This window comes from Actinoplanes sp. NPDC024001, from assembly GCF_040638955.1.
GTDB lineage: Bacteria > Actinomycetota > Actinomycetes > Mycobacteriales > Micromonosporaceae > Actinoplanes.
On sequence record NZ_JBEZZB010000011.1, the window covers coordinates 1 to 19,514 of the forward strand.

22 protein-coding genes are annotated in these 19,514 nt (G+C 69.2%); 14 read left to right on the forward strand and 8 right to left on the reverse strand.

Features of this window, described 5'->3' with window-relative positions:
• Positions 1-86: 86 nt before the first annotated feature.
• Positions 87-494 carry a four-helix bundle copper-binding protein gene (locus tag AB0F81_RS06460; RefSeq protein WP_360191938.1) on the reverse strand — a complete coding sequence of 136 codons (408 nt, stop codon included), beginning with the start codon at positions 492-494 and terminating at the stop codon, positions 87-89.
• Positions 495-647: 153 nt separating this feature from the next.
• Between AB0F81_RS06460 and AB0F81_RS06465 the strand changes: the two genes are divergently transcribed.
• Complete coding sequence (locus AB0F81_RS06465; RefSeq protein ID WP_360191941.1) at positions 648-1,193, forward strand: STAS domain-containing protein; 546 nt, start codon at positions 648-650, stop codon at positions 1,191-1,193.
• 33 nt (positions 1,194-1,226) lie between these two features.
• On the opposite strand, the gene AB0F81_RS06470 is transcribed toward AB0F81_RS06465, so the two are convergent.
• On the reverse strand, positions 1,227-1,808 hold the full coding sequence (locus tag AB0F81_RS06470; RefSeq protein WP_360191944.1) for an STAS domain-containing protein: 582 nt from the start codon (positions 1,806-1,808) through the stop codon (positions 1,227-1,229).
• On the reverse strand, positions 1,805-2,089 hold the full coding sequence (locus tag AB0F81_RS06475) for a hypothetical protein (protein WP_360191947.1): 285 nt from the start codon (positions 2,087-2,089) through the stop codon (positions 1,805-1,807). The genes AB0F81_RS06470 and AB0F81_RS06475 overlap by 4 nt, the downstream gene beginning before the upstream one ends.
• 419 nt (positions 2,090-2,508) lie before the next feature.
• Between AB0F81_RS06475 and AB0F81_RS06480 the strand changes: the two genes are divergently transcribed.
• The 9 genes from AB0F81_RS06480 (at position 2,509) to AB0F81_RS06520 (ending at position 10,845) form a co-directional block, all read left to right on the forward strand.
• Positions 2,509-2,886, forward strand: coding sequence for an SPW repeat protein (locus AB0F81_RS06480; protein WP_360191950.1), 378 nt, complete (start codon positions 2,509-2,511; stop codon positions 2,884-2,886).
• Positions 2,887-3,269: 383 nt separating this feature from the next.
• Positions 3,270-3,953, forward strand: a complete 684-nt coding sequence (locus tag AB0F81_RS06485; RefSeq protein WP_360191953.1) for a response regulator transcription factor — start codon at positions 3,270-3,272, stop codon at positions 3,951-3,953.
• Complete coding sequence (locus AB0F81_RS06490; RefSeq protein WP_360191956.1) at positions 3,950-5,290, forward strand: HAMP domain-containing sensor histidine kinase; 1,341 nt, start codon at positions 3,950-3,952, stop codon at positions 5,288-5,290. Before AB0F81_RS06485 ends, AB0F81_RS06490 begins: the two co-directional genes overlap by 4 nt.
• Positions 5,278-5,856 carry a GerMN domain-containing protein gene (locus tag AB0F81_RS06495; RefSeq protein ID WP_360191959.1) on the forward strand — a complete coding sequence of 193 codons (579 nt, stop codon included), beginning with the start codon at positions 5,278-5,280 and terminating at the stop codon, positions 5,854-5,856. The genes AB0F81_RS06490 and AB0F81_RS06495 overlap by 13 nt, the downstream gene beginning before the upstream one ends.
• Before the next feature lie 131 nt (positions 5,857-5,987).
• Entirely contained in the window at positions 5,988-6,245 is a 258-nt protein-coding gene (locus AB0F81_RS06500) for a DUF3040 domain-containing protein (protein WP_360191961.1), read from the forward strand.
• 96 nt (positions 6,246-6,341) lie between these two features.
• Positions 6,342-7,958, forward strand: coding sequence for a BCCT family transporter (locus AB0F81_RS06505; protein ID WP_360191964.1), 1,617 nt, complete (start codon positions 6,342-6,344; stop codon positions 7,956-7,958).
• A gap of 137 nt (positions 7,959-8,095) precedes the next feature.
• Positions 8,096-8,476 carry an STAS domain-containing protein gene (locus tag AB0F81_RS06510; protein WP_360191966.1) on the forward strand — a complete coding sequence of 127 codons (381 nt, stop codon included), beginning with the start codon at positions 8,096-8,098 and terminating at the stop codon, positions 8,474-8,476.
• Between the two features lie 65 nt (positions 8,477-8,541).
• Positions 8,542-9,186: a hypothetical protein gene (locus AB0F81_RS06515; protein ID WP_360191969.1), complete on the forward strand. Its 645-nt coding sequence runs from the start codon at positions 8,542-8,544 to the stop codon at positions 9,184-9,186.
• 90 nt (positions 9,187-9,276) lie between these two features.
• Positions 9,277-10,845, forward strand: coding sequence for a methyl-accepting chemotaxis protein (locus AB0F81_RS06520; RefSeq protein WP_360191972.1), 1,569 nt, complete (start codon positions 9,277-9,279; stop codon positions 10,843-10,845).
• A 115-nt stretch (positions 10,846-10,960) separates the two neighbouring features.
• Here AB0F81_RS06520 and AB0F81_RS06525 read toward each other — a convergent pair whose 3' ends face one another.
• The gene (locus tag AB0F81_RS06525) at positions 10,961-11,593 is read right to left on the reverse strand and encodes a superoxide dismutase family protein (RefSeq protein ID WP_360191975.1); all 633 of its coding nucleotides are present in this window, start codon (positions 11,591-11,593) and stop codon (positions 10,961-10,963) included.
• A 187-nt stretch (positions 11,594-11,780) separates the two neighbouring features.
• Between AB0F81_RS06525 and AB0F81_RS06530 the strand changes: the two genes are divergently transcribed.
• Together AB0F81_RS06530 and AB0F81_RS06535 are read left to right on the forward strand one after the other, a co-directional pair.
• Positions 11,781-12,983 (forward strand): L-dopachrome tautomerase-related protein, encoded by a 1,203-nt coding sequence (locus tag AB0F81_RS06530; RefSeq protein WP_360191978.1) that lies wholly within the window; start codon positions 11,781-11,783, stop codon positions 12,981-12,983.
• Positions 12,984-13,236: 253 nt separating this feature from the next.
• The gene (locus AB0F81_RS06535; RefSeq protein WP_360191981.1) at positions 13,237-13,665 is read left to right on the forward strand and encodes a hypothetical protein; all 429 of its coding nucleotides are present in this window, start codon (positions 13,237-13,239) and stop codon (positions 13,663-13,665) included.
• Here AB0F81_RS06535 and AB0F81_RS06540 read toward each other — a convergent pair.
• From AB0F81_RS06540 to AB0F81_RS06550, 3 genes are all read right to left on the reverse strand, one after another.
• Complete coding sequence (locus AB0F81_RS06540; RefSeq protein ID WP_360191984.1) at positions 13,580-14,707, reverse strand: alkane 1-monooxygenase; 1,128 nt, start codon at positions 14,705-14,707, stop codon at positions 13,580-13,582. The two genes, AB0F81_RS06535 and AB0F81_RS06540, sit on opposite strands and share 86 nt — an antisense overlap.
• 171 nt (positions 14,708-14,878) lie before the next feature.
• Positions 14,879-15,469: a TetR family transcriptional regulator gene (locus AB0F81_RS06545; protein WP_360191987.1), complete on the reverse strand. Its 591-nt coding sequence runs from the start codon at positions 15,467-15,469 to the stop codon at positions 14,879-14,881.
• A 41-nt stretch (positions 15,470-15,510) separates the two neighbouring features.
• Complete coding sequence (locus AB0F81_RS06550; RefSeq protein ID WP_360191990.1) at positions 15,511-16,053, reverse strand: GNAT family N-acetyltransferase; 543 nt, start codon at positions 16,051-16,053, stop codon at positions 15,511-15,513.
• Between the two features lie 48 nt (positions 16,054-16,101).
• On the opposite strand from AB0F81_RS06550, the gene AB0F81_RS06555 reads away from it, so the two are divergent.
• On the forward strand, positions 16,102-16,674 hold the full coding sequence (locus tag AB0F81_RS06555) for a CGNR zinc finger domain-containing protein (RefSeq protein ID WP_360191993.1): 573 nt from the start codon (positions 16,102-16,104) through the stop codon (positions 16,672-16,674).
• Between the two features lie 35 nt (positions 16,675-16,709).
• Here AB0F81_RS06555 and AB0F81_RS06560 read toward each other — a convergent pair whose 3' ends face one another.
• Entirely contained in the window at positions 16,710-17,897 is a 1,188-nt protein-coding gene (locus AB0F81_RS06560) for a cytochrome P450 (protein ID WP_360191996.1), read from the reverse strand.
• 149 nt (positions 17,898-18,046) lie between these two features.
• On the opposite strand from AB0F81_RS06560, the gene AB0F81_RS06565 reads away from it, so the two are divergent.
• The gene (locus AB0F81_RS06565) at positions 18,047-19,465 is read left to right on the forward strand and encodes a M1 family metallopeptidase (protein ID WP_360191999.1); all 1,419 of its coding nucleotides are present in this window, start codon (positions 18,047-18,049) and stop codon (positions 19,463-19,465) included.
• Positions 19,466-19,514 lie beyond the last annotated feature (49 nt).

Consider the following 19,514-nt stretch of genomic DNA (forward strand, 5'->3'; position numbering starts at 1 on the left):
TTGGTCGTTGTCGTGGGGGGGGGGGGGGGGGGGGCCCCCGCGGCGGCGCGCGCGGCCGCCCCCCCCCCGCCCCCCCACGGCCGTGATCAGTTCATCGCCGCCAGCAGTTCTCGGCACGCCTGCCCGCAGGCGCGGCAGGCGCTCGCACAGATCCGGCAATGCTCATGCATGTCGGCGTGCTGGGCGCACTCGTCAGCGCAGGTGCGGCAAGCCGTGATGCACGCCTCCAGGAGGCTGCGGCTCAGGTTCGCGTCGTAGCCGGTGTGCCGGGACAGCACCCGCGCGGCGGCGCCGCAGACGTCGGCGCAGTCGAGATTCGTACGGATGCACTTGGTCAGGTCCGCGACCATGTCCTCGCTCAGGCAGGCGTCGGCGCACGCCGTGCATGCCTCGGAACAGGAAATGAGCGCGTCGATCGCCGCGGCCAACTTGGCGCGATCCAGATTGATGGACTTCGGATAGGTCTCCAGCATGGACATGGTCGTTGTGGCCATCGAAAGCCTCCTGTACGAGGGCGCCGGTCAACGATGCGCCTACCCGCGAGCCCGCCCCGGCTATCGTGCGAGAGCTGATTTCGTGAACGTGGCGCAGCACCGTGAACCTGGGCCGGCCTGTCCACGCTTGTTGATTAACGTCAAGAAAATGTCATGTGGCTGCCGGAGTGCTGCCATGTCGCCCGGCGACCCTTTGTCGACACCGACGAAGGAGAGTGCCCGGAGATGGTGAAGCCGCAACCAGGCTCGGCAGCAACAACAACGAACATCCGGCAATCTGTTGTCGGCTACGACCGGAGCGTCAGCCCGATCAGGGTGGAGGCCCATGCGGGCATGGCCCTGGTGACGGTCCGCGGCGACCTGCGCGCCAGCGGCGCTTCCATGCTGCGTGACGTCCTCACCTGGGCGGTGGAGCATCACCGTGGCGTGGTCGTCGACCTCTCCGCCGCCGCGACCATCGACCGGCTCGGGCTCAGCGTGCTCATCCAGGCGCAGGACCGGGCCCACGCTCGCGCGACCGGCCTCTGCTTCGCCGAACCGTCGGACGTCCTGCGGTCGGCGTTGTCCGCTCTGCGTGCCGACGCCATGTTCGTCATGTTCGACCTCTGCGCCGATGCCTTCGCGTGGTTGCGTGCCGCTGTGTCGGACCGGCGAGGCCCGACCGGCGAGGCCGTGCAGCTGCCCGCTGCCGCGGCGTAGCGATCCCGGGGCCGCCGGTCCTGGGCCCGGTGCTCAGGCCCGGCGATAGGAGTCGAGCGCCGCGGTCGTGTCGGCGAACACGTCGAAGACCCTTTCGAGCCGCATCGTGTGCAGGACGGTCAACACGTAGCGCGACGGAGCGGCCAAGGCGAGGGTTCCGCCGCGCTGTCTGGCGTCCTGCCGGGCCCGGACCAAGAGACCCAGGCCTGCGGAGTCGATGACTCCTGCCGCGCGCATGTCCACCAGCACGTGCCGATGCGACTGTGTCGCCTGGCCCAGTGCCTCCTTCAGCACCCCTGACGAGTCGGCGTCGATGTCCGTCAGCGGCGCTATGACGATGAGGTCGAGTTCGGCCAGTACGTGCAGGTCGTACGCGGCGCCGTGCAGTTGCGCGGTGTCCGCTGGGCGTGGGCTCGGCAGCGCCGGTGGTTCGACACTGCACGGCGGGCAATGGTGTCTACCCGTGGCGAACGGGGAACCGGTCCAGCCCAGAGGACCCATCAACGGCCACACGACATCGCTGTCGTGGGTCATCTCGACCGTGGTTTGGTCAGCGCCGCACGCGTCGCAGATCAGGATCGTCGTTCGCGCGTCGACGCCGGGTACCGCGGTCACCGTACCCGGCTGTCGCGGTCGTGCCGGGCCGGAGGCCTGTCGGCTGTGGCCGCAACCAGGCTGATCGTCAGAGCAGCGAAGATCACCTGCATGACGACGTCGCCGGTGGTCAGCTCGGCGGGTTGGCTGTCGGCTAAGTGACCCGTGATCGTGGCCAGCACCGCGGCGCCTACGGCGGCCGCCATCGGGACCCAGAATGGGATCCGGCGACTGCCCGGCATGATCAGGTTGCCTATGGCGCCGACCGTTACGCCCACGGTGACTGCTGCCACCAGATGCATGACAGTCATCGGTATGACTCCCTTGAGTCGAATGATTTGCTCGAGGGCCGCTGACCTGGCCTGTCCGACCGTTTCAGTGTGAGCGGTCCAATTGGCAGAACACCTCCCACGCCATGACGGTTGCGTGACAACGGCGCGGCGAGCCGTCGCCGGCAGCGTGGATGTCCCGGACCCGGGAATGCCTGATCCGCATTCAAAGCCGTCGGCAGTGCCTGAATGGGGCGCGCAGGTTTCGTTCGCCGGACTCCGGGCCGGTGACTGAATCGGCTGTCTCCGATGCTTCGCCGTGCCGTCCTGTTCCCGCATATCATGAGAATCGTCATCGTGATCGGGAGATCCGAAGGGACAATGCAATGCATTTGCGCGTCCATTTTCCTGCTGTGCGACCGCATTCGACGGCCAGCGGTTCACGAGGTCCGGTGCGGCGTCTGGTCGACGAGATGATGCACAGTCCCAGCGAACTGATCGTGCTGGTGGGGACCTGGCTGATCCTGGCGCCGATGGTGCTCGACCACGGCGCCGCGGACATCGCCTTCATCGGCTGGAACGACGTCATCGTCGGGCTGGCAATCGTCGCTCTAGCCTTCCTGCGCGTCGTCATACCTGCCGGTACGGCACCACTGAGTCTGGTCACCATGGGCCTCGGCGCGTGGTTGACCGCCGCGCCGTTCGTCCGCGGCTACGACTCCGCGGCACCGCTGGCGACCGTGAACGACATCATCGTGGGCTGCGCCGTCCTCGCTCTTGCCGCTGCCAGCTACAGGACTGAGCGTGCAGGGGGTCCTCGGTGGCGATGAGCCCCACGGTCCCCGGCGATTCGCGCCATGACGTGGAACGCGTGCTCGGCATCTGGGCTGGTGGGGCTGCCTCACCGGTCGCGTGCAGGCCGGTGAGAGTCATGTGACCGCAGTGCGAGTGGCGGCGCCCGAACCGGTACGCCGCCACTCGCGCTGCGTATTAAGACCTCCTCATGGCCTCGACAGCAAATATTGTGTACCGGTGTGGCGGTTTCGGTCCTGTTGTATGACAACCACATGACAATTCCACCATTCGTCGCCGTTGCCATGAGTCGCCTGATGATCTGCAGCGTCTGCCGCCCCATCGATGACAGTTGCATGACAAATCGCGTTGACGCCCTTGCGGTCCGCTCATTGCTCGCCGCGCAGGGCATCATGCGGTTATGAGCGCCGTGCTGCTGATCGAGGACGACGACCGCATCCGCATGTCTCTGACCATGGCACTGGAGGACGAGGGATACACCGCCCACGCGGTGGCCACCGCCGAAGAGGGCCTGGCCGTGCAGCGTGAGAGGGCGGCGGACACGGTGCTGATCGATCTGATGCTGCCGGGCATGGATGGCTACGAGTGCATCCGGCGGATACGCCGTACCGACGACGTGCCGATCGTCGTGGTCAGCGCCCGTGACGACACCCATGACATCGTGGCCGCCCTGGAAGCGGGAGCGGATGACTACGTCGTCAAACCGGTCGCCGTCAAGGAGCTCGCGGCCAGGCTGCGCGCGCTGCGGCGCCGGGGCCGGTCCGCCCCACCGGCCGGACCCGTGACGTCCGTGCTGACCTTCGGAGATCTGGAGATCCGTCCGGAAGCCGGTGAGATCAGACGGGCCGGCGTGCCGGTCTCGGTGACCCGGACCGAGTTCCGGCTGTTGTGCGAGCTGGCGGACCATCCCGGCCTGGTCCTGTCCCGGCATCAGCTCCTGCTCCGCGTCTGGGGTCACGAGTTCGGCGACGAACGAGTCGTCGACGTGCATGTGGGCCGGTTGCGTCACAAGATCGAAGCGGACACGGCGAAGCCCCGGCACTTGGTGACGGTGCGCGGTCTGGGCTACAAGTTGCAGCCATGAAGCTGATCGGCCTGCGCGCCCGGGTCAGCGCCGCCTTCGCGATCGGAGCGTTGCTGCTCTCGGCGTGCATCAGCTTCGTTTCGTACGAGTCGACCCGCAACACCCTGTTCGCCGAGCGTGAGCGTACCGCCGTGCGAGCCACCTACTACGACGCCGCGGTGGTCAACGCCGGCATCTCCGGCCCGTACCCGGACCTGATCGCGGTGCTGCGCTCTCTGGACACCGGCGCTGACCGGTATGTGTTGTTGTACTTCGACGGGCGATGGCATTCACGCAGCGCCGACCCGGCTGCTGATACCGCCGTACCGGTAAGGCTTCAGGAGATGACCGCCGCCGGTGAGCCGGGGGCACAACGTATCGCCCGCAACGGTGAGCCGGCCCTCATCGTCGGTATCCCTCTGTCGAGGGGAGCGGCTTTTTACGAGATCGTCTCGTTGGGTGAACTCGAACGCACACTGCAGCTGCTGGCGCTGGTGCTGACGGCCGTCGCCATCATGGTCGCCGCCGGCGGCGCGGCGCTGGGCTGGTACGTCACCCGGCACGCGTTGCACCCGATCGCCGCGGTCGCCGACGCCGCTCGTGGGATTGCCGCAGGTGATCTGACCACCAGACTCCCCGCCATCGAACCGGACCTGGCACCACTGACGGTTGCCTTCAATGACATGGCCGACCAGTTGACCCGCCGGCTCGAACGCGATCGGCGGTTCGCTGCCGATGTCAGCCACGAGTTGCGGTCACCGCTGCAGACCCTCGAAGCCGCAGCCAGCGTGATCGCGAAGCGCCGGGACAACCTCGACTCCAGGTCGGCGGCTGCGGTCACTCTGCTCACCGCAGAGGTCGGCCGGTTCCAAGCTCTCGTCAACGACCTGCTGGAGCTGTCCCGCAGTGACCAGCCGGCTCAGCGGCAAGCCGTCGACGTAGCGGAGTTGGCTCGACGCGTCTGCCGCTCACGCCAGCTTCCCGAGGAGTTGGTGCAGCTGGCCCCGGACGTCCCGACGGTGTGGCAGGTCGACCGGCGCCGCCTTGAGCAGGCCCTCGGCAACCTGATCGACAATGCGGTCCGCTATGGCGGTGGCCCGACCGCGGTGCGCGTCGGGGCGGGCTTCGTGGAGGTCGACGACGCTGGGCCGGGGGTCGCCGAGGCCGACGGGGCGGTCATCTTCGATCGCTTCGTCCGCGGCCCGGCCGCGAACGCCCGGGGCGCCGGTGACGGCACTGGCCTGGGCTTGGCGATCGTGGCCGAGCACGCAGCCGCCCATGGCGGCACCGCTATCGTCACCGAGCGGCCCGGTGGCGGCGCCCGATTCCGCATCGACCTACCCGGATGCCTGCCATGATCAAGTTACGCTTCCTCACCACCGTGACGGCGACGGCGTTACTGCTGGCGGCCTGCGGGGTGGCCGCGCAGGACGAGCCGCACCGGGTCGAACTCCCGCGCCGCCCCCTCAACGTCACCTCATCCGCTGCCGTGACCCAACCCGCAGGCGACGCCGCTCAGGTGCTGTGTCTGGTCCGGGAGAACCGGCTCTCGCAGACAGTCCGGCGCGTAGATTCCGTCTCCGACCCGCAACGGCACCTCGACCAACTGCTCGCCGGCCCGACCCCGGCCGAACAGGCTCAAGGCTTGTCGTCGGCACTTGCCGCCACGGACCTGCGGGTTCGGCTGCCGGCCGGCAGCATGACCGCCGATGTGGAGATCAGTGAACCCGACGAAGGCGCCGCGCGCAGCGACGAGGTGCTCGCCTACGGGCAGATCGTCTGCACTCTGACGTCACGCTCCGACATCGCCGCGGTGTCCTTCCGCCGCGACGGCGAGCCGCTACAGGTACCCCGCGGTGACGGGACACTGTCCAACGGCGTGCTGCGTGCCGGTGACTATCGCTCGCTCATCGGGCCTTCATGACGGCATCGACGGCGAATGTCACAAGAGTGTCATGAATACGCGGGCGGGGATGCCGCAGGATCGGGGTATCACGTCAAACCGAGTATTCGCACGCCGCTGGAGTGCGCGGAACCGATGGGCGGTGAAGGAGAGTGTCCGCCAAAGACACGCGACGGGAGTTCGACGAGATCGTGGGGCGTCTCGCAGCCGAGGAGCCATCGCTGGCCCGCCCGGTGCGGATGATCCCGCGTCGGGTGATGGTGACCATGTGGGCCGTCGCCGGTGCGCTGGTGTGGGCCGGTCTGTCGATCCTCATGGTGGTGTGGGGTGCTCCCGGTGTGGTGCTGACAGCTGCGACCGTGGCGGTCGTCGTGGGAGTGGCGGTTCAGCGCGGCAGGTCTCAACCCTGACGTTGAGCGGCGGCCGCGAGGCGCCACGGCGGCCAATCGCGTACGTACCTCAGTGTTTTGATCCGATAGCGCGCACGCCCCGAGAGTATGAACAGCATGAGGGGTGTTTCGTCCGGGTCGCGGCGTGCCGGTGCCGACCCGGTTCTCGTCACCAGCGCCATGATCGGAATCGCGGCGGTCGTGCTGTGGGGCGCCCTGGCGCCGGATTCGCTGGCCCGCGCCGGTGAGGCCGGCCTCGACTGGGTGATCGGCACCTGGGGCTGGTTCTTCGTGATAGCCGCCGACGCGTTCCTGGTGCTGGCGGTGGTGATCGCGGCCGGCCGGTACGGCCGCGTGCGGCTCGGCGCCGACGATGACGCGCCGGAGTTCACCACGCTGGCCTGGACAGCGATGATGTTCAGCGCCGGGATGGGGATCGGGCTCATCTTCTACGCGGTGGCGGAGCCTGTTCAGCACTACTCGGCGCCGCCGCCCGCCACCGGTGTCGCGCCGCAGACCGGTGCGGCCGCATCCGTGGCGATGCAGTACACGCTGTTCCATTGGACGCTGCACCCGTGGGCCATCTACGCCGTCGCCGGGCTCGCGCTCGCCTACTCCACCTTCCGCAAAGGGCGGGGCAACCGGATCTCCGCGGCCTTCCAGCCCCTGCTCGGCCGGCACGCCGACGGCGCCACGGGCCGCATCATCGACCTGCTCGCCGTGTTCGCCACCGTGTTCGGCACCGCCACCAGTCTCGGCTTGGGGGCGCTGCAGGTGGGCGCCGGCCTGGGCATCGTGGCCGGGGTGCCGGACAGCAGATGGCTTCCGGTGATCATCGTCGGTGCGTTGACCCTCGCCTTCCTCGTCTCGGCGTTCTCAGGTCTGCACCGGGGCGTCAAATGGCTGTCGACGATCAACGTCTGTCTGGCGGCTCTCGTGATGGTGTTCGTCTTCGTGGTCGGCCCCACGGTGTACCTGCTTGAGGTGCTGCCCGCGTCGGCCGGCGACTACCTGAGGAATCTGCTGTTCATGTCGACCCGGACCGGGGCGTTCTCCGACCCGGAATGGCTCGGCGCGTGGACGATCTTCTACTGGGCGTGGTGGATATCGTGGGCGCCGTTCGTCGGCACCTTCATCGCCCGGATCTCGCGCGGGCGTACCGTGCGGCAGTTCGTCACCGGCGTGCTGCTGGTGCCCAGCGGCGCCAGCACCGTCTGGTTCACCGTGATGGGTGGCAGCGCGCTGCGCGCCGAAGCCGACGGCACCGCCGATCTGGTCTCCGACCTTCGCGACGGCGCCGAGTTCGCCCTGTTCGGGCTTCTGGACGCGCTGCCCGCCGCGGAGGTGACCAGCGCACTCGCCATGGTCCTCGTGGCGCTCTACTTCGTCACCAGCGCCGACTCGGCGTCGCTGGTGCTGGCGTCCCTGTCGTCACGGGGAGCGCTGCGCCCGCACCGCGCGTTGGTGGTCAGCTGGGGAACACTGATCGGCGGAGTCGCCGCGGTGCTTCTGCTGGCCGGGGGACTGAACGCCCTGCAGCAGGCGACGATCATGGTGGCGTTTCCGTTCGTCCTGGTGATGCTGGCGCTGGCCGTAGCGCTGCTGCGAGACCTGGCCAACGATCCGGCGGCCGGCCCACCGCGGCGCGGGACACACCCGCACGGGCTCGGCGACGCGGTCCGGACGGTCGGCCTCGATCAGGACGGCGGCGTGCGGGGACGCCGCCCGAAGTAGGCCCGCGATCATCCGCCTTTCCTCCACATGTCACGAGATCGTCATGACTCTGGGCAAGCACCGCCTGATTCCGCCGAAATGCTGAACCCGTGGCGGTGGGCGATGATCGAAGGGGCACGTGCGATGGGGGTGATGAGGTGACGGCAACACCGGCAGCCGGGCAGGAGTCCGCTCAGGTCGTCCTGACGGTGACCGCACCCGCGGCGGTGCTGCGGGTGTTCGGCGATGTGGACCTGGACGTCGTCGGGGAATTGCGGGCCGCGCTCGACGAAGCGGTGCGCCGGCGGCCGTACGTCATCGTCGATCTCAACGCGGCCGGCACCATCGACAGCCTGTGCCTCGGCGCGCTGGTGTGGGGTCGCAGCCGGGCTCGCCGCGCCGGCGGCGACCTGCTGCTGGTCGCGCCGTCCCGGTTCGTGCAGACGGTGTTGCGCGGCATGCGCTTGGACACCGCCTTCCGGGTGTTCGCGACCGTGCCACAGGCCATCACGAATGCTGCTGCGACGACTCGCCCCTGACGGGCCGGTGGTTCAGGTCGGCTTCCCGGTCGCACCGGCTTCTGGCCCGATCCGAGGTGAGGCTCATGTCGTTGCAGCTCGAGGCAATCATCCCGACCTCGAACGGCGCTTTCCTCATCCGCGATGTCTCGGCAGACACCGTCGAGGCGCAGCGGCCGGCCTCCGAGGCCGCTCGGATACCTGGCAGCCGCGGCGGCCGCATGTTCGGTGCAGCCGGTCCCGTGCTCCTCATCCGGTGCGCGCACCAGTACGGTAGGCCCTCGCTGCGGATCACGACCGGGTCCGGGCCCGCGGAGCCGGAGTGGCAACGCGAGGCTGTCGTAGCGTTGAGCGCGCCGACCGGCCGGATCTGCCTGGACGCCGGAGACAACGACGTGCCGTCGCTGTTCGCCGAGGTCGCCCTCGCCGGCGGGCCCGGGATCTACCCGGTGGAGATCTGGCACGCCGGGCGACAGGAGATGCGGGCGCAAGCCGCCCAGGTGCAGGCAACCACCCTGTACGCAAGCACGGCCGACACGATGGCGGCCTGGCGCGGACTCGACGGTCTGGAGCGCTACCTGCTCCGGATCGCCAGTGCTCCGCAACGTGAACATCCAGCCCGCAGGCGGCGCCTTGGGCGCGATGTCCATGAGGTTGCGGCATGGCCTCAATCGGTCGACCGAAGTGTCGATGGGACAGTGCGGGAGGCAATAGCTGACGTCGTTTCATGACCAGCCCGCGCTTATTAGGCATATGGTCTAGAAGTGGTCTATATGGGTATGGCTGCCGATCGTCCGAAGGCACAGCGATTCCTTGCGAATATGAGCGTCAACATCAAGATCGTTGCTGCGGTCACCCTTGCTGTGCTGGTGGGAATCGCGGTGGGTGTCGTCGGTCTGCGAGCGCTCGGCACTGCAAGCGCCTCCGCCGAGCAGATCTACGCCAGCAACCTGGCAAGCGTCAAAGCCGTGGGTGACATCAAGTCGGCGATGGCGCAGACCCGAGTGGACCTGGCCAACCATGCGATCTCTACCGACGACGCCACTATGGCCAAATACGAGGACAGGTTCGACGCCGACCTGCAGGCTGTCGAGGCGGGATTCACCGCGTACGCCAACAGCAACCCGGCCGGTGATCCCGCCGTGATCGCGGGCCTGCAGGCGGACTGGCGGACGTTCGTGCAGGTCGCCGACGAGAAGCAGATACCTGCCAGTAGAGCCAACAATTTGGCGACCTGGCAGAAGACTCGCGACGCTGAGATCACCCCGCTGCGTACCAAGACCGACCAGAGCATTGAGGTTCTGGCGGCCGCTGAGAACGCCGACGCCAGGAACAACGCCACCGCGGCGCAATCAGGCTACGAGTCCAGCCGTACCACCTCGATCACGTTGCTGATCGCCGGATCCTTGCTCGCCCTGCTCCTGGGCGTCCTCGTGGCGCGCCAGATCGTCCGATCGCTGGGCAAGGTCCGGCACGTCTGTGAAGGGCTGGCCGCCGGCGACCTCACACGTACGACCGGCCTGCGCTCCGGCGACGAGCCCGGACTGATGGGCCGTGCTCTCGACGAAGCAATGATCCGCCTCCGGCACACCGTCACGACCATTGCCTCGTCTGCCACGTCGTTGGCCGGTGCATCGGAGCAGATGTCCAACACCGCGCAGCAGATCGCGGCGTCGGCTGAGGAGGCCACCGCCCAGGCCCAGACCGTGTCGGCGGCCGCCGAGGAGATCTCGCGCAGCGTCAGCACCGTCTCGGCGGGCAGCGAGGAGATGGGCGCTTCGATTCGCGAGATCTCTCAGAACGCGGCCGAGGCCGCACAGGTCGCCACTGACGCTGTCACCATCACGGCAGCCACCTCCCTGACGATGAACAAGCTCGGCGCGTCGTCCACCGAGATCGGCAACGTGATCAAGACCATCACGGCTATCGCCGAACAGACCAACCTGCTCGCACTCAACGCCACCATCGAAGCAGCCCGCGCCGGCGAGCTGGGCAAGGGGTTCGCGGTCGTTGCCTCTGAGGTCAAGGACCTGGCTCAGGAGACGGCTCGAGCCACCGAGGACATCTCCAAACGGGTCGAGGCGATCCAGACCGACACCGGCGGTGCGGTCTCCGCGATCGAGGAGATCAGTCACGTCATCGCCCGGATCAGCGACTTCCAGACCACCATCGCCTCCGCCGTGGAGGAACAGACCGCCACGACCGCCGAGATGAACCGCAGCGTCTCCGAGGCCGCGACCGGCACCAGTGAGATAGCAGAGAACATCACCGGCGTCGCCGAAGCGGCCCGCCTCACCAGCGAAGGCGTCAGCCAGACGCAGCAGGCGACCACTGAGCTGGCACGCATGTCTGCGGACCTGACCGCCCTGGTCGGCAACTTCCGATACTGATCGCTGACAGCGCCCCGGAACATGCGCTGGGCGCCGATCACCACGCCGGCATCGCGATAGCCGTCGGCACGAGGATGTCGGTTCCTCCGCAGGCGCGGAGAAAGGGCGCTGGAGGTCAGCCGGGCAGGGTCAGGCAGCCGACCCGGGCGCCCGCCTGTCCGGCCTCACCCGGTGCGGTCTTGGTGGGCTGGGCGTGGATGACCAGGGAACGCGGCGCGCGAGGCGGATCGAAAGTCCACGGTTGGGTGGCGGTGGCCGTGGCGTTGCCGCCGGTGTCGGTCGTGAAGTCGAGCCACACCTCGTTGCGGGGATTGGCGTAACTGGGGTCGACCGACGGCGGGGAGGCCGCCGCGGCCGGGTCCGTCTGTCGTTGATAGTGCGGCCCGGCCGCCTCACCGGTCGGCCCGCACGGGTTGACGTGCAGGTGAGCGCCGTAACCGCGGCTCGGCTGCAGTCCGCTCACCGTCAGTTGCACCGCGGTGCTGTCGGCGGCCGGCAGGAGGTTGACGTCAACGGTCGCTCCGGCCGGAACGAGCGCCGGGTCGTAGGTGACGGCGGTCGCGCCCCCCGCATACGGCGCGAACGTGCCGGCCGCAGCGGCCGGAGTGCCGGACGCCGGTGAGCTGGCTGCTGTCGCCGACGGTGTCGGCGCTACGGCCGGCTCGTCGATGTCTTCGGCGCACCCGGCAAGCGTCACGGGTGCCAATGTCAGGACAGTGGTCATGAGCAGGCCGGCACGGTGACGCATGGTGTCTCCTGTCGTCGAGGGCTCATTGCGTACCGGCATACCCGACAACAGTGGGTAGAACCCTCGAAAGCACAACGTGAGCCTCGCGTGTTCACGGTCCAGTGAAGCGGAGCGGCGGTTTCCCGGCACGCTCTCCGGGTACGCGCCTCGCCGTACCCCGCTGCCCGACGGACGAAGGAGCATGCGCATGAGGCGGAGAACCCTCGGAGCGACGGCACTGGCGGCGACGACCACAGCACTCGTCTCCCCGGCCGTACCCGCTGCCGCCCATCGGCCGGGTGACGGCACCGGCAATCCACCGGCCGGTGTGCCCACCGCCCGCGGACCCCGGCAGAGTCCACCGGCTCCACAGATCGGCCGGCTGGACGTGGTGCACCGCTTCACCGGCCCGATTCCCGCCGGCGTCACGGTCTCCGCTCGCGGACGAGTCTTCGTCACGTTCCCGCGCTGGGCGGATCCGGTCGACGCCACCCTGGTCGAACTCGTCGACGGTCGCGAGGTGCCGTTTCCTACCGCCGCGGTCAACCGGCCGGACACCGCGAACGCGGCGCAACACTTCATCTCCATCCAGTCCGCGGTGGTGGACCCGGTCGACCGGTTGTGGGCGCTGGACACCGGCCGGCTCAACTTCGGACCGCTGATCCCCGGCGGCCCGAAACTCGTCGGCATCGACCTGCGCACCAACCGGGTGATACGTACCATTCGGTTCCCGGCGGACGTGGTGCTGCCCACGACGTATCTCAACGACGTCCGGTTCGATCTGCGCCGTGGCCGTGCCGGGCTGGCGTTCATCACCGACTCCGGCGACGAAGGACCCAACGGCATCATCGTGGTCGACCTGGCCAGTGGCCGTTCCTGGCGCAAACTGACCGGTCACCCCAGCGTCCGGGCCGAACCCGGTTTCACCGCCGTGATCGAAGGCGAGCCGATCGCCGGGTTCCGCACCGGCAGCGACGGCATCGCCATCGACGCCCGAGGGGAGCGGCTGTTCTACTCGCCCATCGCGAGCCGCACCCTGAACAGCGTGGCCTTGGACGCTCTCGCTGATCCCGGTGCGGACGACGACACGGTCGTCCGGACCGTCCGCAATCACGGCCTCAAGGGCCAGAGCGACGGGCTGGAATCCGACGACCGCGGCCGAGTCTACGGCGGCGACACCGAACGCAACGCGATCGTCCGGCGCCGGACCGACGGCCGGTACGAGACCGTCGTGCAGTCACCGGCGCTGCTGTGGCCCGACACCTTGTCGATATCCCGCGACCGTCACCTGTACGTGATCGCCAACCAGCTGCACCGCCAGCCGCAGTACCAGGGCGGGACCGACGAGCGCGAGAAGCCGTACGCGCTGCTGCGCACCCCGATCGACGCCGGACCGGTACGTCTGCGCTGACGCCATGCTGCCCGGGCCTCTTGTTACAGCCCGCCGGACCCGGGTGAGCGAGCCCTGTCTGCCGACGCGGATGGCTCAGGAGGACGGCCTGCTCGCGGCGCGCCGGGTGTGGGAACGATTCTCGGTGTCCGTCGCCTGATCCGCTTCGACGACGGCGTCGGTCCGGGGAACACTCCGAACGGCGTGACCGAAGGACAGCGGGACCCCGCTGTCCTTCGGCCGGGTCACGGTCGGCGGGCCGTAGACTGCCGCAATGGCAGTCGGTCGATGGGTGCTGTTGGCTCTGATGGTGCTCGCGGCCCCGCTGCTGTGGTGGGCCGGGGTCGCCGGTACCGCCTCCGCCGCCCTGGCCGCCCGCCCACCCGGCGACGAGAGCCTGCCGTCCTTTGTCGCGAGCTACCGCAGCGGCGGGCTGGTCATGACCGCCGTCTTCGCGCTCCTCAACCTCTGGCTGGTCCTCGGCCTGCTACCGGCGGCCCGCAGGCTGCGCGAGGGCCGGACCGGCACCATCGTCCGCGTGATCGTCGCGACGGTGCTGCTCACCGGCCTGGCCTGGGCGCCTCGCCGCAGACGACGGAGTGCCGAGGCTGACGAGGCTAGCCCGGTCCACTTCGGTATCCGGGGGCGGTGTTGGCGCGGGTCGCGTCGCCGCCGTAGTGAGCGAGCACCCGCCGGTCCATGACGCGCCGCCACAACGGTGGGATCAGGGCGAGCAGCAGCATGGTGGCGTACCCGGCGGGCAGTTGGGGTGAGACGTCGAAACTGCGCAGCGTCTGATAGCGGCGCAGCGGGTTGGCGTGGTGATCGCTGTGCCGTTGCAGCTGGAAGAGGAAGATGTTGGTGGTCAGCCGATCGCTGTTCCAGCTGTGCCGCGGGTCGACCTTCTCGTAACGTCCGGCGGCGTTGCGTTGCCGCGCGAGGCCGTAGTGCTCGAGGTAGTTGACCGCCTCCAGCACCGAGAAACCGACCACGGCCTGGAGCGCGAGGAAGGGCAGCACGGCCGGGCCGAAGGCCACGGTCAGGGCGGCGAAGAGCACGACGGTCATGGCCCAGGCGTTGAGGATGTCGTTGCGGGGATGCCATCGGCTGCGCGAGCGCAGCCGATGGCGGTGGGACTCCAGGCGCCAGGCCGATCGCAGGCTGCCGATGACCGTACGCGGCCAGAACCGCCAGAACGACTCGCCGAGACGGGAGCTGGCGGGGTCGTCCGGTGTCGCGACGCGAACGTGGTGCCCGCGGTTGTGCTCGACGAAGAAGTGCCCGTATCCGGTGGGCGCAAGGGCGATCTTGGAGAGCCAGCGCTCCACCGTCTCCCGCTTGTGGCCGAGCTCGTGGGCGGTGTTGATCGCGATGCCGTTGACCAGGCCGGCGGTGAGCACCAGGCCGATGCCACCGATCACCCCGGGGCGGGAGACCCAAGCCGCGCAGGTGGCGACGAGGGCGGCGTACTGCGCCGGCAGGAACAGGTAGGTGATCCATCGGTAGTACGGGGAGGCCTGCAGCGCCGGGACCACCTCCTCGGGGGGATTCGCGTGGTCGTCCCCGATGAGCACGTCGATGACCGGGATGACGCCCAGGATGAAGACCGGGGTCAGCCACCAGGCCCAGGCGGAGCCGGTCGCGCCGGCGAGCAGGAGGGCGGCGAAGGGGAGCGCGGGCACGACGAGCGCCAGCGGCCAGAGTGGGCGCTTGGTGTCACGCCACGGCGTAACGGCGAGGTCCATGCCCATAGATGGTTTACAAAGTCTGGGTACGTGTCAAGGAACCGTGCGTCTAGCTGCGCTCTGTCGACTTCTTTGACATGAGCGCAATTGATGTAAAGTGCATGGAGTGGTCGGAGGGACGTCCCTGTCGTACCGCCCCCGTTCAGACGGGGACGCCCCCCGATCATCGGCTCAGCGCATCAGGCGCACGAACACCTCGGCGAGCACGTCGGCAGACTCGGCCGGGGACGCGAGCGGCACGATGATGTGGCTGACGGTCAACCGCACGACGGACTCAGCGGCCAGCGTGACCGCCGCCGGGTCGAGGTCGGGCAGGTGGACCGCCGCCCACTCCTCGATCACCGCTCCCGCGGCTGCCAGCACCGCGCCGGACCGCGTGGTCAGATAGGGCAGCAGCTCGTCAGCGCCACCGCGCGCGCTGGTCAGGATGGCATGGACCAGCGGATTGCGGGCCGCCTCCTGCAGTGTGTGCAGAATCGCGGCGTGCCCGGCCGCGCGGATGTCGCCGCCGTGGTCGAAGAGCTGGCTGCGCACCTCGGTGACGAACTGGTCGATCTCGCGGAGCGCCAGCGCTTCGGCGAGGCCGGCCCGGCCGTCGAACTCGTTGTAGACCGTCTGCCGGCTGACCCCGGCGGCACGAGCCACATCGGCCATCCGCACATGCTCCCAGCCGCGCTCCACCGCGAGCTGCCGGGCGGCGCCGATGAGGGTGTCACGAAGCCGCGCGCGGCTGGCTTCGCGGTACGAAAGGCTGCTGTCCATCGGGTCCAGAGCCTAGTCATCGCGGCGCCCTGAGCGCGCCGTCAGGGCTCCCGTGGGCGATCCAGCCGGTAGACGTAGTGGCGCCGGTCGTCGATCGGGTTGTCCGGGTCGAGCTCACCCTCGGCGACCCGCCTCAGGCCCGCTTTCTCCAGCACCCGCCACGACCCGACGTTGTCGGCGTGCACCGCCACGATCACGCACTCGGCGTCGCGATGGTCGGCCCAGAGCTGGTCGAGTGCCGAGCGGATCAGCCGGGTGCCGATGCCACGCCCGACGTCTGCCGCGTCCCCGATCAGATAGTCGATCGTCATCGCCCGGGGCGGCACGGCGGTCAGCGGCGTCAGCTCGTGCAGATATTCCGGGTAGTCGTGCAGGAACGAGCGTTGCAGCAGCCCGAGCGGTGCGCCGTCGAGAAACGCCAGCAGGTCCTCGTTCGGCTCCTCGCGGCGTGCGGAGGGCCCGAAGTCGCGCGCCACCGCCTCCATCGACGTCTCGTGGTGCCACCAGCGAGCCACGTGCGGTGCCGCGAGCCACCGCGCCAGCAGCGGAAAGTCGTCCGGGGTGACGTGCCGCCAGGTCATCATCGGCTGACGGTAACACGCAAGGTTTACCGTCAGCATAGAATATTGTCCATGCTGGACGTGGAGCTGCCGATTCTGGGCACCGAGCCGCTGGTCGTGGAGTTCGCCAACACCCTGTACGGGGACGAGGACTTCCTCGGCACGCCCGAGCTGGCAAGGCTCTGGTTCACGGCTGCCGGCACCGCGGCACCGCTGGACACGGCGGCGGCCGCCGCCCTGCGAGACAGCATCCATGCCCTGTTCGCGGCGACGGTCACCGCGGCGCCGCCGCCCGCCGCCGCGATCGAGCAGGTCAACGCCGCCGCCGCCCAGGCGCCGACGTTTCCCCGACTGATCCAGCAGCCCGCCGGAGCGCTCGTGGCGGCCCGCCAGGACACCGCGACCGGTGACGCCGTACTTCTCGGCAGTCTCGCCGCCGCCTGCATCGCGTTGCTCACCGACGACCGCGCCCGGCTGCTGCGCCGCTGCGAGAGTCCGGACTGCTGCCTGTTCTTCGTGCAACACCATCCGCGCCGGCGTTACTGCCACGACTCCTGCGCCCACCGCGACCGCCAGGCCAGGTACTACCGCCGCCGCACATCAGCATCACGCCTGTCGCCGGGGGCGAGCAGCCCGGACGCCTAGCGCGCCGCGTGGACGAGCGGGCGATCGTTGCCGTCTCAGGGTGCTTTCGCAAACCGGAGCGGCAGTTCGTTGGGCCCGTGGGTGCCGATCGCCGGCCGCCAGGTCATCTCGCCGGCGATCACCGGCGGGCCGAGACGGCGGACCAGGATCGACAGCGCCTCGCTCAACTCGGCGTGGGCCAGCGCGGAGCCGAGGCAGTAGTGCGGACCGGCGCCGAACTGGAGGAGCGGCGCCGTGCGGTCGGCCGTGATGTCGAACCTCTCCCCGCCGGGGTAGGCGCGCGGGTCGCGCTGAGCGGTCTGCACGGCCATGGTCACGAAGGTTCCGGCGGCTATCGGCAGACCCTGGAACTCGAAGTCCTCGGCCGCGCGGCGGAAGAGGCTCGCCGCCGACGGCCGCCAGCGCATCGACTCGTTGACGGCGTCCTCGGTCAGCTCGGGCCGATCCCGCAGGAGGGTCCACTGCCGCGGATTCTCGGCGAAGCTGACCATCATGTTGGAGAACTGGTGGCGGGTGTTGTCGTGCGCTCCGAAGACCAGCGTGACCAGCAGGTTGCGCAGCTCCTCGCGGGTGACCGTCTGCTCGACCTGCCAGGCGGCGACCATCCGGGAGATCAGGTCGTCGGCGGGATGCCGGGTCCGCTCGTCGATGAGCGTGTCGAGGTAGCCGTCCAGTCCGGCGACGGCCTGTTCAACGCGTGCCGCCGTGTCACCGCCGGTGGCCAAGGCGAAGATCAGCCCGATGTCGCTGGACCAGGTGCTGAATATCTTGTGGTCGGCGGCGGGCACCCCGAGCAGCTCGCTCATGACCGCCAGCGGCAGCCGATTGGCGAAGGCGTCGACGAACTCGGTCTCGCCGGCGTGGGCGATGTCCTCGGTCAGCGCCTCGGCCGTCGCTCGGATGAACGGCCGCAGCAGGTCGACAGTGTGCGGGGTGAAGGAGCGGCTGACCAGGCCGCGCAGCCGGCGGTGCTCGGCGCCGTCCCAGTTGACGATCATCGGCACCCACCAGTCGTGGATCGGCCCGGAGGTGATGCCGTTGCGCCGCAGGTAGTCGTCGCCGCCGTGGTCGAGCCGGCGGTCGCGCAGCAGTTGCTGCGCCTCCGCGTGACGCAGCACCAGCGGCCCGAGCGGGCTGTCGGCGTACCAGCCGGCTTCCTGCGCGGCGACCACCTCCGCCGCGTCGAAGTCGAACGCCGGATCGACAACGTTGAGGAACGACATGCGGTGCCCCCGTCCGGTCAGGCGTGTGTGACCGAGTGTGTCGCACCGTCCACAAGAGCGGAATGGTCCAACGGCCGGTCGGGCGTTCGTCGGCCCGACGAATTCGATCGAGCGATGCGGTGATCGGCCGGGACCGATAGCTTGTGTCCATGGTGCGCAAGGTGAGCGTGGCTCTGGTCCTGGCGGTGTCCACATCGGTCGTGCTCGCGGGCGTGCCCGCCGGCGCCGCCGTCCGTCCCGGGACGCCGGGGTCGGCCGGCGTGGGCGACCCCTATTACCCGCTGGACGGCAACGGCGGTTACGACGTCAAGCACTACGACCTGGCGGTCACCTACGCGCCGGCCACCGACGCGCTGGCCGGCACGGTGAAGATCCGGGCCCGGGCCACCCAGCATCTGTCGGCGTTCAACCTCGACCTCGACGGCCTGACGATCCGGTCGGTCACGGTGGACGGCCGCCCGGCCACGTGGTCGCGTGCCGGCACCGAAGTGACCGTGACCCCGCGCCGCTCGCTGAGCAGGGGAGAGTCCTTCGACACCAGGATCGTCTACGACGGCGTGCCCAAGGTGATCCAGGACCCGGACCTCGGCGACGGCGGCGCCTTCACGACCGACGACGGGGTGATCATCCTCGGTGAGCCGGACGTCGCGCAGGCGTGGTTCCCGTCCAACGACCACCCGAGCGACAAGGCCTCCTTCTCGATCGCGCTGACGGTTCCGAAGGATCTGCAGGCGATCTCCAACGGCACCCCGGCCGGTCGATCGAGCGCCAAGGGCTGGACCACGTGGCGCTGGCAGCAGCGCGAGCCGATGGCGACGTACCTGGCGATGGCTGCCATCGGCAGGTTCGACGTGACGTCCTACCAGAAGAACGGGATCCGGTTCGTGGACGCGATCGACCCGGCTCTGCCGCCGGCGACGTATGAGCGCGCGGCCAAGTCGTTCGCCCGCCAGCCGGAGATCATCGACTTCCTCTCCGGCTACTTCGGGCCGTACCCGTTGCGGTCGGCCGGCGGCGTGGTGGACGCCAACGGCCAGTGGGGTTACGCGCTGGAGACGCAGGGCCGCCCAATCTACACGCCGCAGAACTTCCGGACGCAGGAGGGCGGCTACCGCATCATCGTGCACGAGCTGGCCCACCAGTGGTACGGCAACAGCCTCACCCTGGACCGCTGGCGCGACATCTGGCTCAACGAGGGTTTCGCCTCCTACGCCGAGTGGCTGTGGAGCGAGCACGAAGGCCTGGCCACCGTGCAGGAGTCCTTCGAGGAGGCGTACGCGACCCCGGCCACCTCGTCGCTGTGGCAGGCCAAGGTCGCCGACCCCGGCCCGCCGAACCTGTTCATCGGCGCCGTCTACGACCGCGGCGCGATGACGCTGCACGCACTGCGGCTCACCGTCGGCGACCGGGACTTCTTCCGCATCCTGCGGTCGTGGGCCCAGCTCAACCGCAACGACAACGTGACGACGGAGGGCTTCATCGCCCACGCCGAGCGGGTCTCCGGCCGCGACCTCGACGCGCTGTTCACCGCCTGGCTCTACACGCCGTCGAAGCCGGCCCACCCGTGAACCTGTGACGCCTGGCCCGGCGCCCACGATGCGGGAGCATGGCAGATGT

Excerpts from the sequence above, each read along its gene's own strand:
- AB0F81_RS06535 (WP_360191981.1), top strand. The coding sequence starts at position 13,237 with ATGGCAGTCGGTCGATGGGTGCTGTTGGCTCTGATGGTGCTCGCGGCC.
- AB0F81_RS06555 (WP_360191993.1), top strand. The coding sequence starts at position 16,102 with ATGCTGGACGTGGAGCTGCCGATTCTGGGCACCGAGCCGCTGGTCGTG.
- AB0F81_RS06505 (WP_360191964.1), top strand. The coding sequence starts at position 6,342 with ATGAGGGGTGTTTCGTCCGGGTCGCGGCGTGCCGGTGCCGACCCGGTT.
- AB0F81_RS06565 (WP_360191999.1), top strand. The coding sequence starts at position 18,047 with ATGGTGCGCAAGGTGAGCGTGGCTCTGGTCCTGGCGGTGTCCACATCG.
- AB0F81_RS06545 (WP_360191987.1), bottom strand. The coding sequence starts at position 15,469 with ATGGACAGCAGCCTTTCGTACCGCGAAGCCAGCCGCGCGCGGCTTCGT.
- AB0F81_RS06550 (WP_360191990.1), bottom strand. The coding sequence starts at position 16,053 with ATGATGACCTGGCGGCACGTCACCCCGGACGACTTTCCGCTGCTGGCG.
- AB0F81_RS06490 (WP_360191956.1), top strand. The coding sequence starts at position 3,950 with ATGAAGCTGATCGGCCTGCGCGCCCGGGTCAGCGCCGCCTTCGCGATC.
- AB0F81_RS06530 (WP_360191978.1), top strand. The coding sequence starts at position 11,781 with ATGAGGCGGAGAACCCTCGGAGCGACGGCACTGGCGGCGACGACCACA.
- AB0F81_RS06560 (WP_360191996.1), bottom strand. The coding sequence starts at position 17,897 with ATGTCGTTCCTCAACGTTGTCGATCCGGCGTTCGACTTCGACGCGGCG.
- AB0F81_RS06475 (WP_360191947.1), bottom strand. The coding sequence starts at position 2,089 with ATGCATCTGGTGGCAGCAGTCACCGTGGGCGTAACGGTCGGCGCCATA.
- AB0F81_RS06495 (WP_360191959.1), top strand. The coding sequence starts at position 5,278 with ATGCCTGCCATGATCAAGTTACGCTTCCTCACCACCGTGACGGCGACG.
- AB0F81_RS06515 (WP_360191969.1), top strand. The coding sequence starts at position 8,542 with ATGTCGTTGCAGCTCGAGGCAATCATCCCGACCTCGAACGGCGCTTTC.
- AB0F81_RS06465 (WP_360191941.1), top strand. The coding sequence starts at position 648 with ATGTGGCTGCCGGAGTGCTGCCATGTCGCCCGGCGACCCTTTGTCGAC.
- AB0F81_RS06460 (WP_360191938.1), bottom strand. The coding sequence starts at position 494 with ATGGCCACAACGACCATGTCCATGCTGGAGACCTATCCGAAGTCCATC.
- AB0F81_RS06485 (WP_360191953.1), top strand. The coding sequence starts at position 3,270 with ATGAGCGCCGTGCTGCTGATCGAGGACGACGACCGCATCCGCATGTCT.
- AB0F81_RS06520 (WP_360191972.1), top strand. The coding sequence starts at position 9,277 with ATGAGCGTCAACATCAAGATCGTTGCTGCGGTCACCCTTGCTGTGCTG.
- AB0F81_RS06540 (WP_360191984.1), bottom strand. The coding sequence starts at position 14,707 with ATGGACCTCGCCGTTACGCCGTGGCGTGACACCAAGCGCCCACTCTGG.
- AB0F81_RS06525 (WP_360191975.1), bottom strand. The coding sequence starts at position 11,593 with ATGCGTCACCGTGCCGGCCTGCTCATGACCACTGTCCTGACATTGGCA.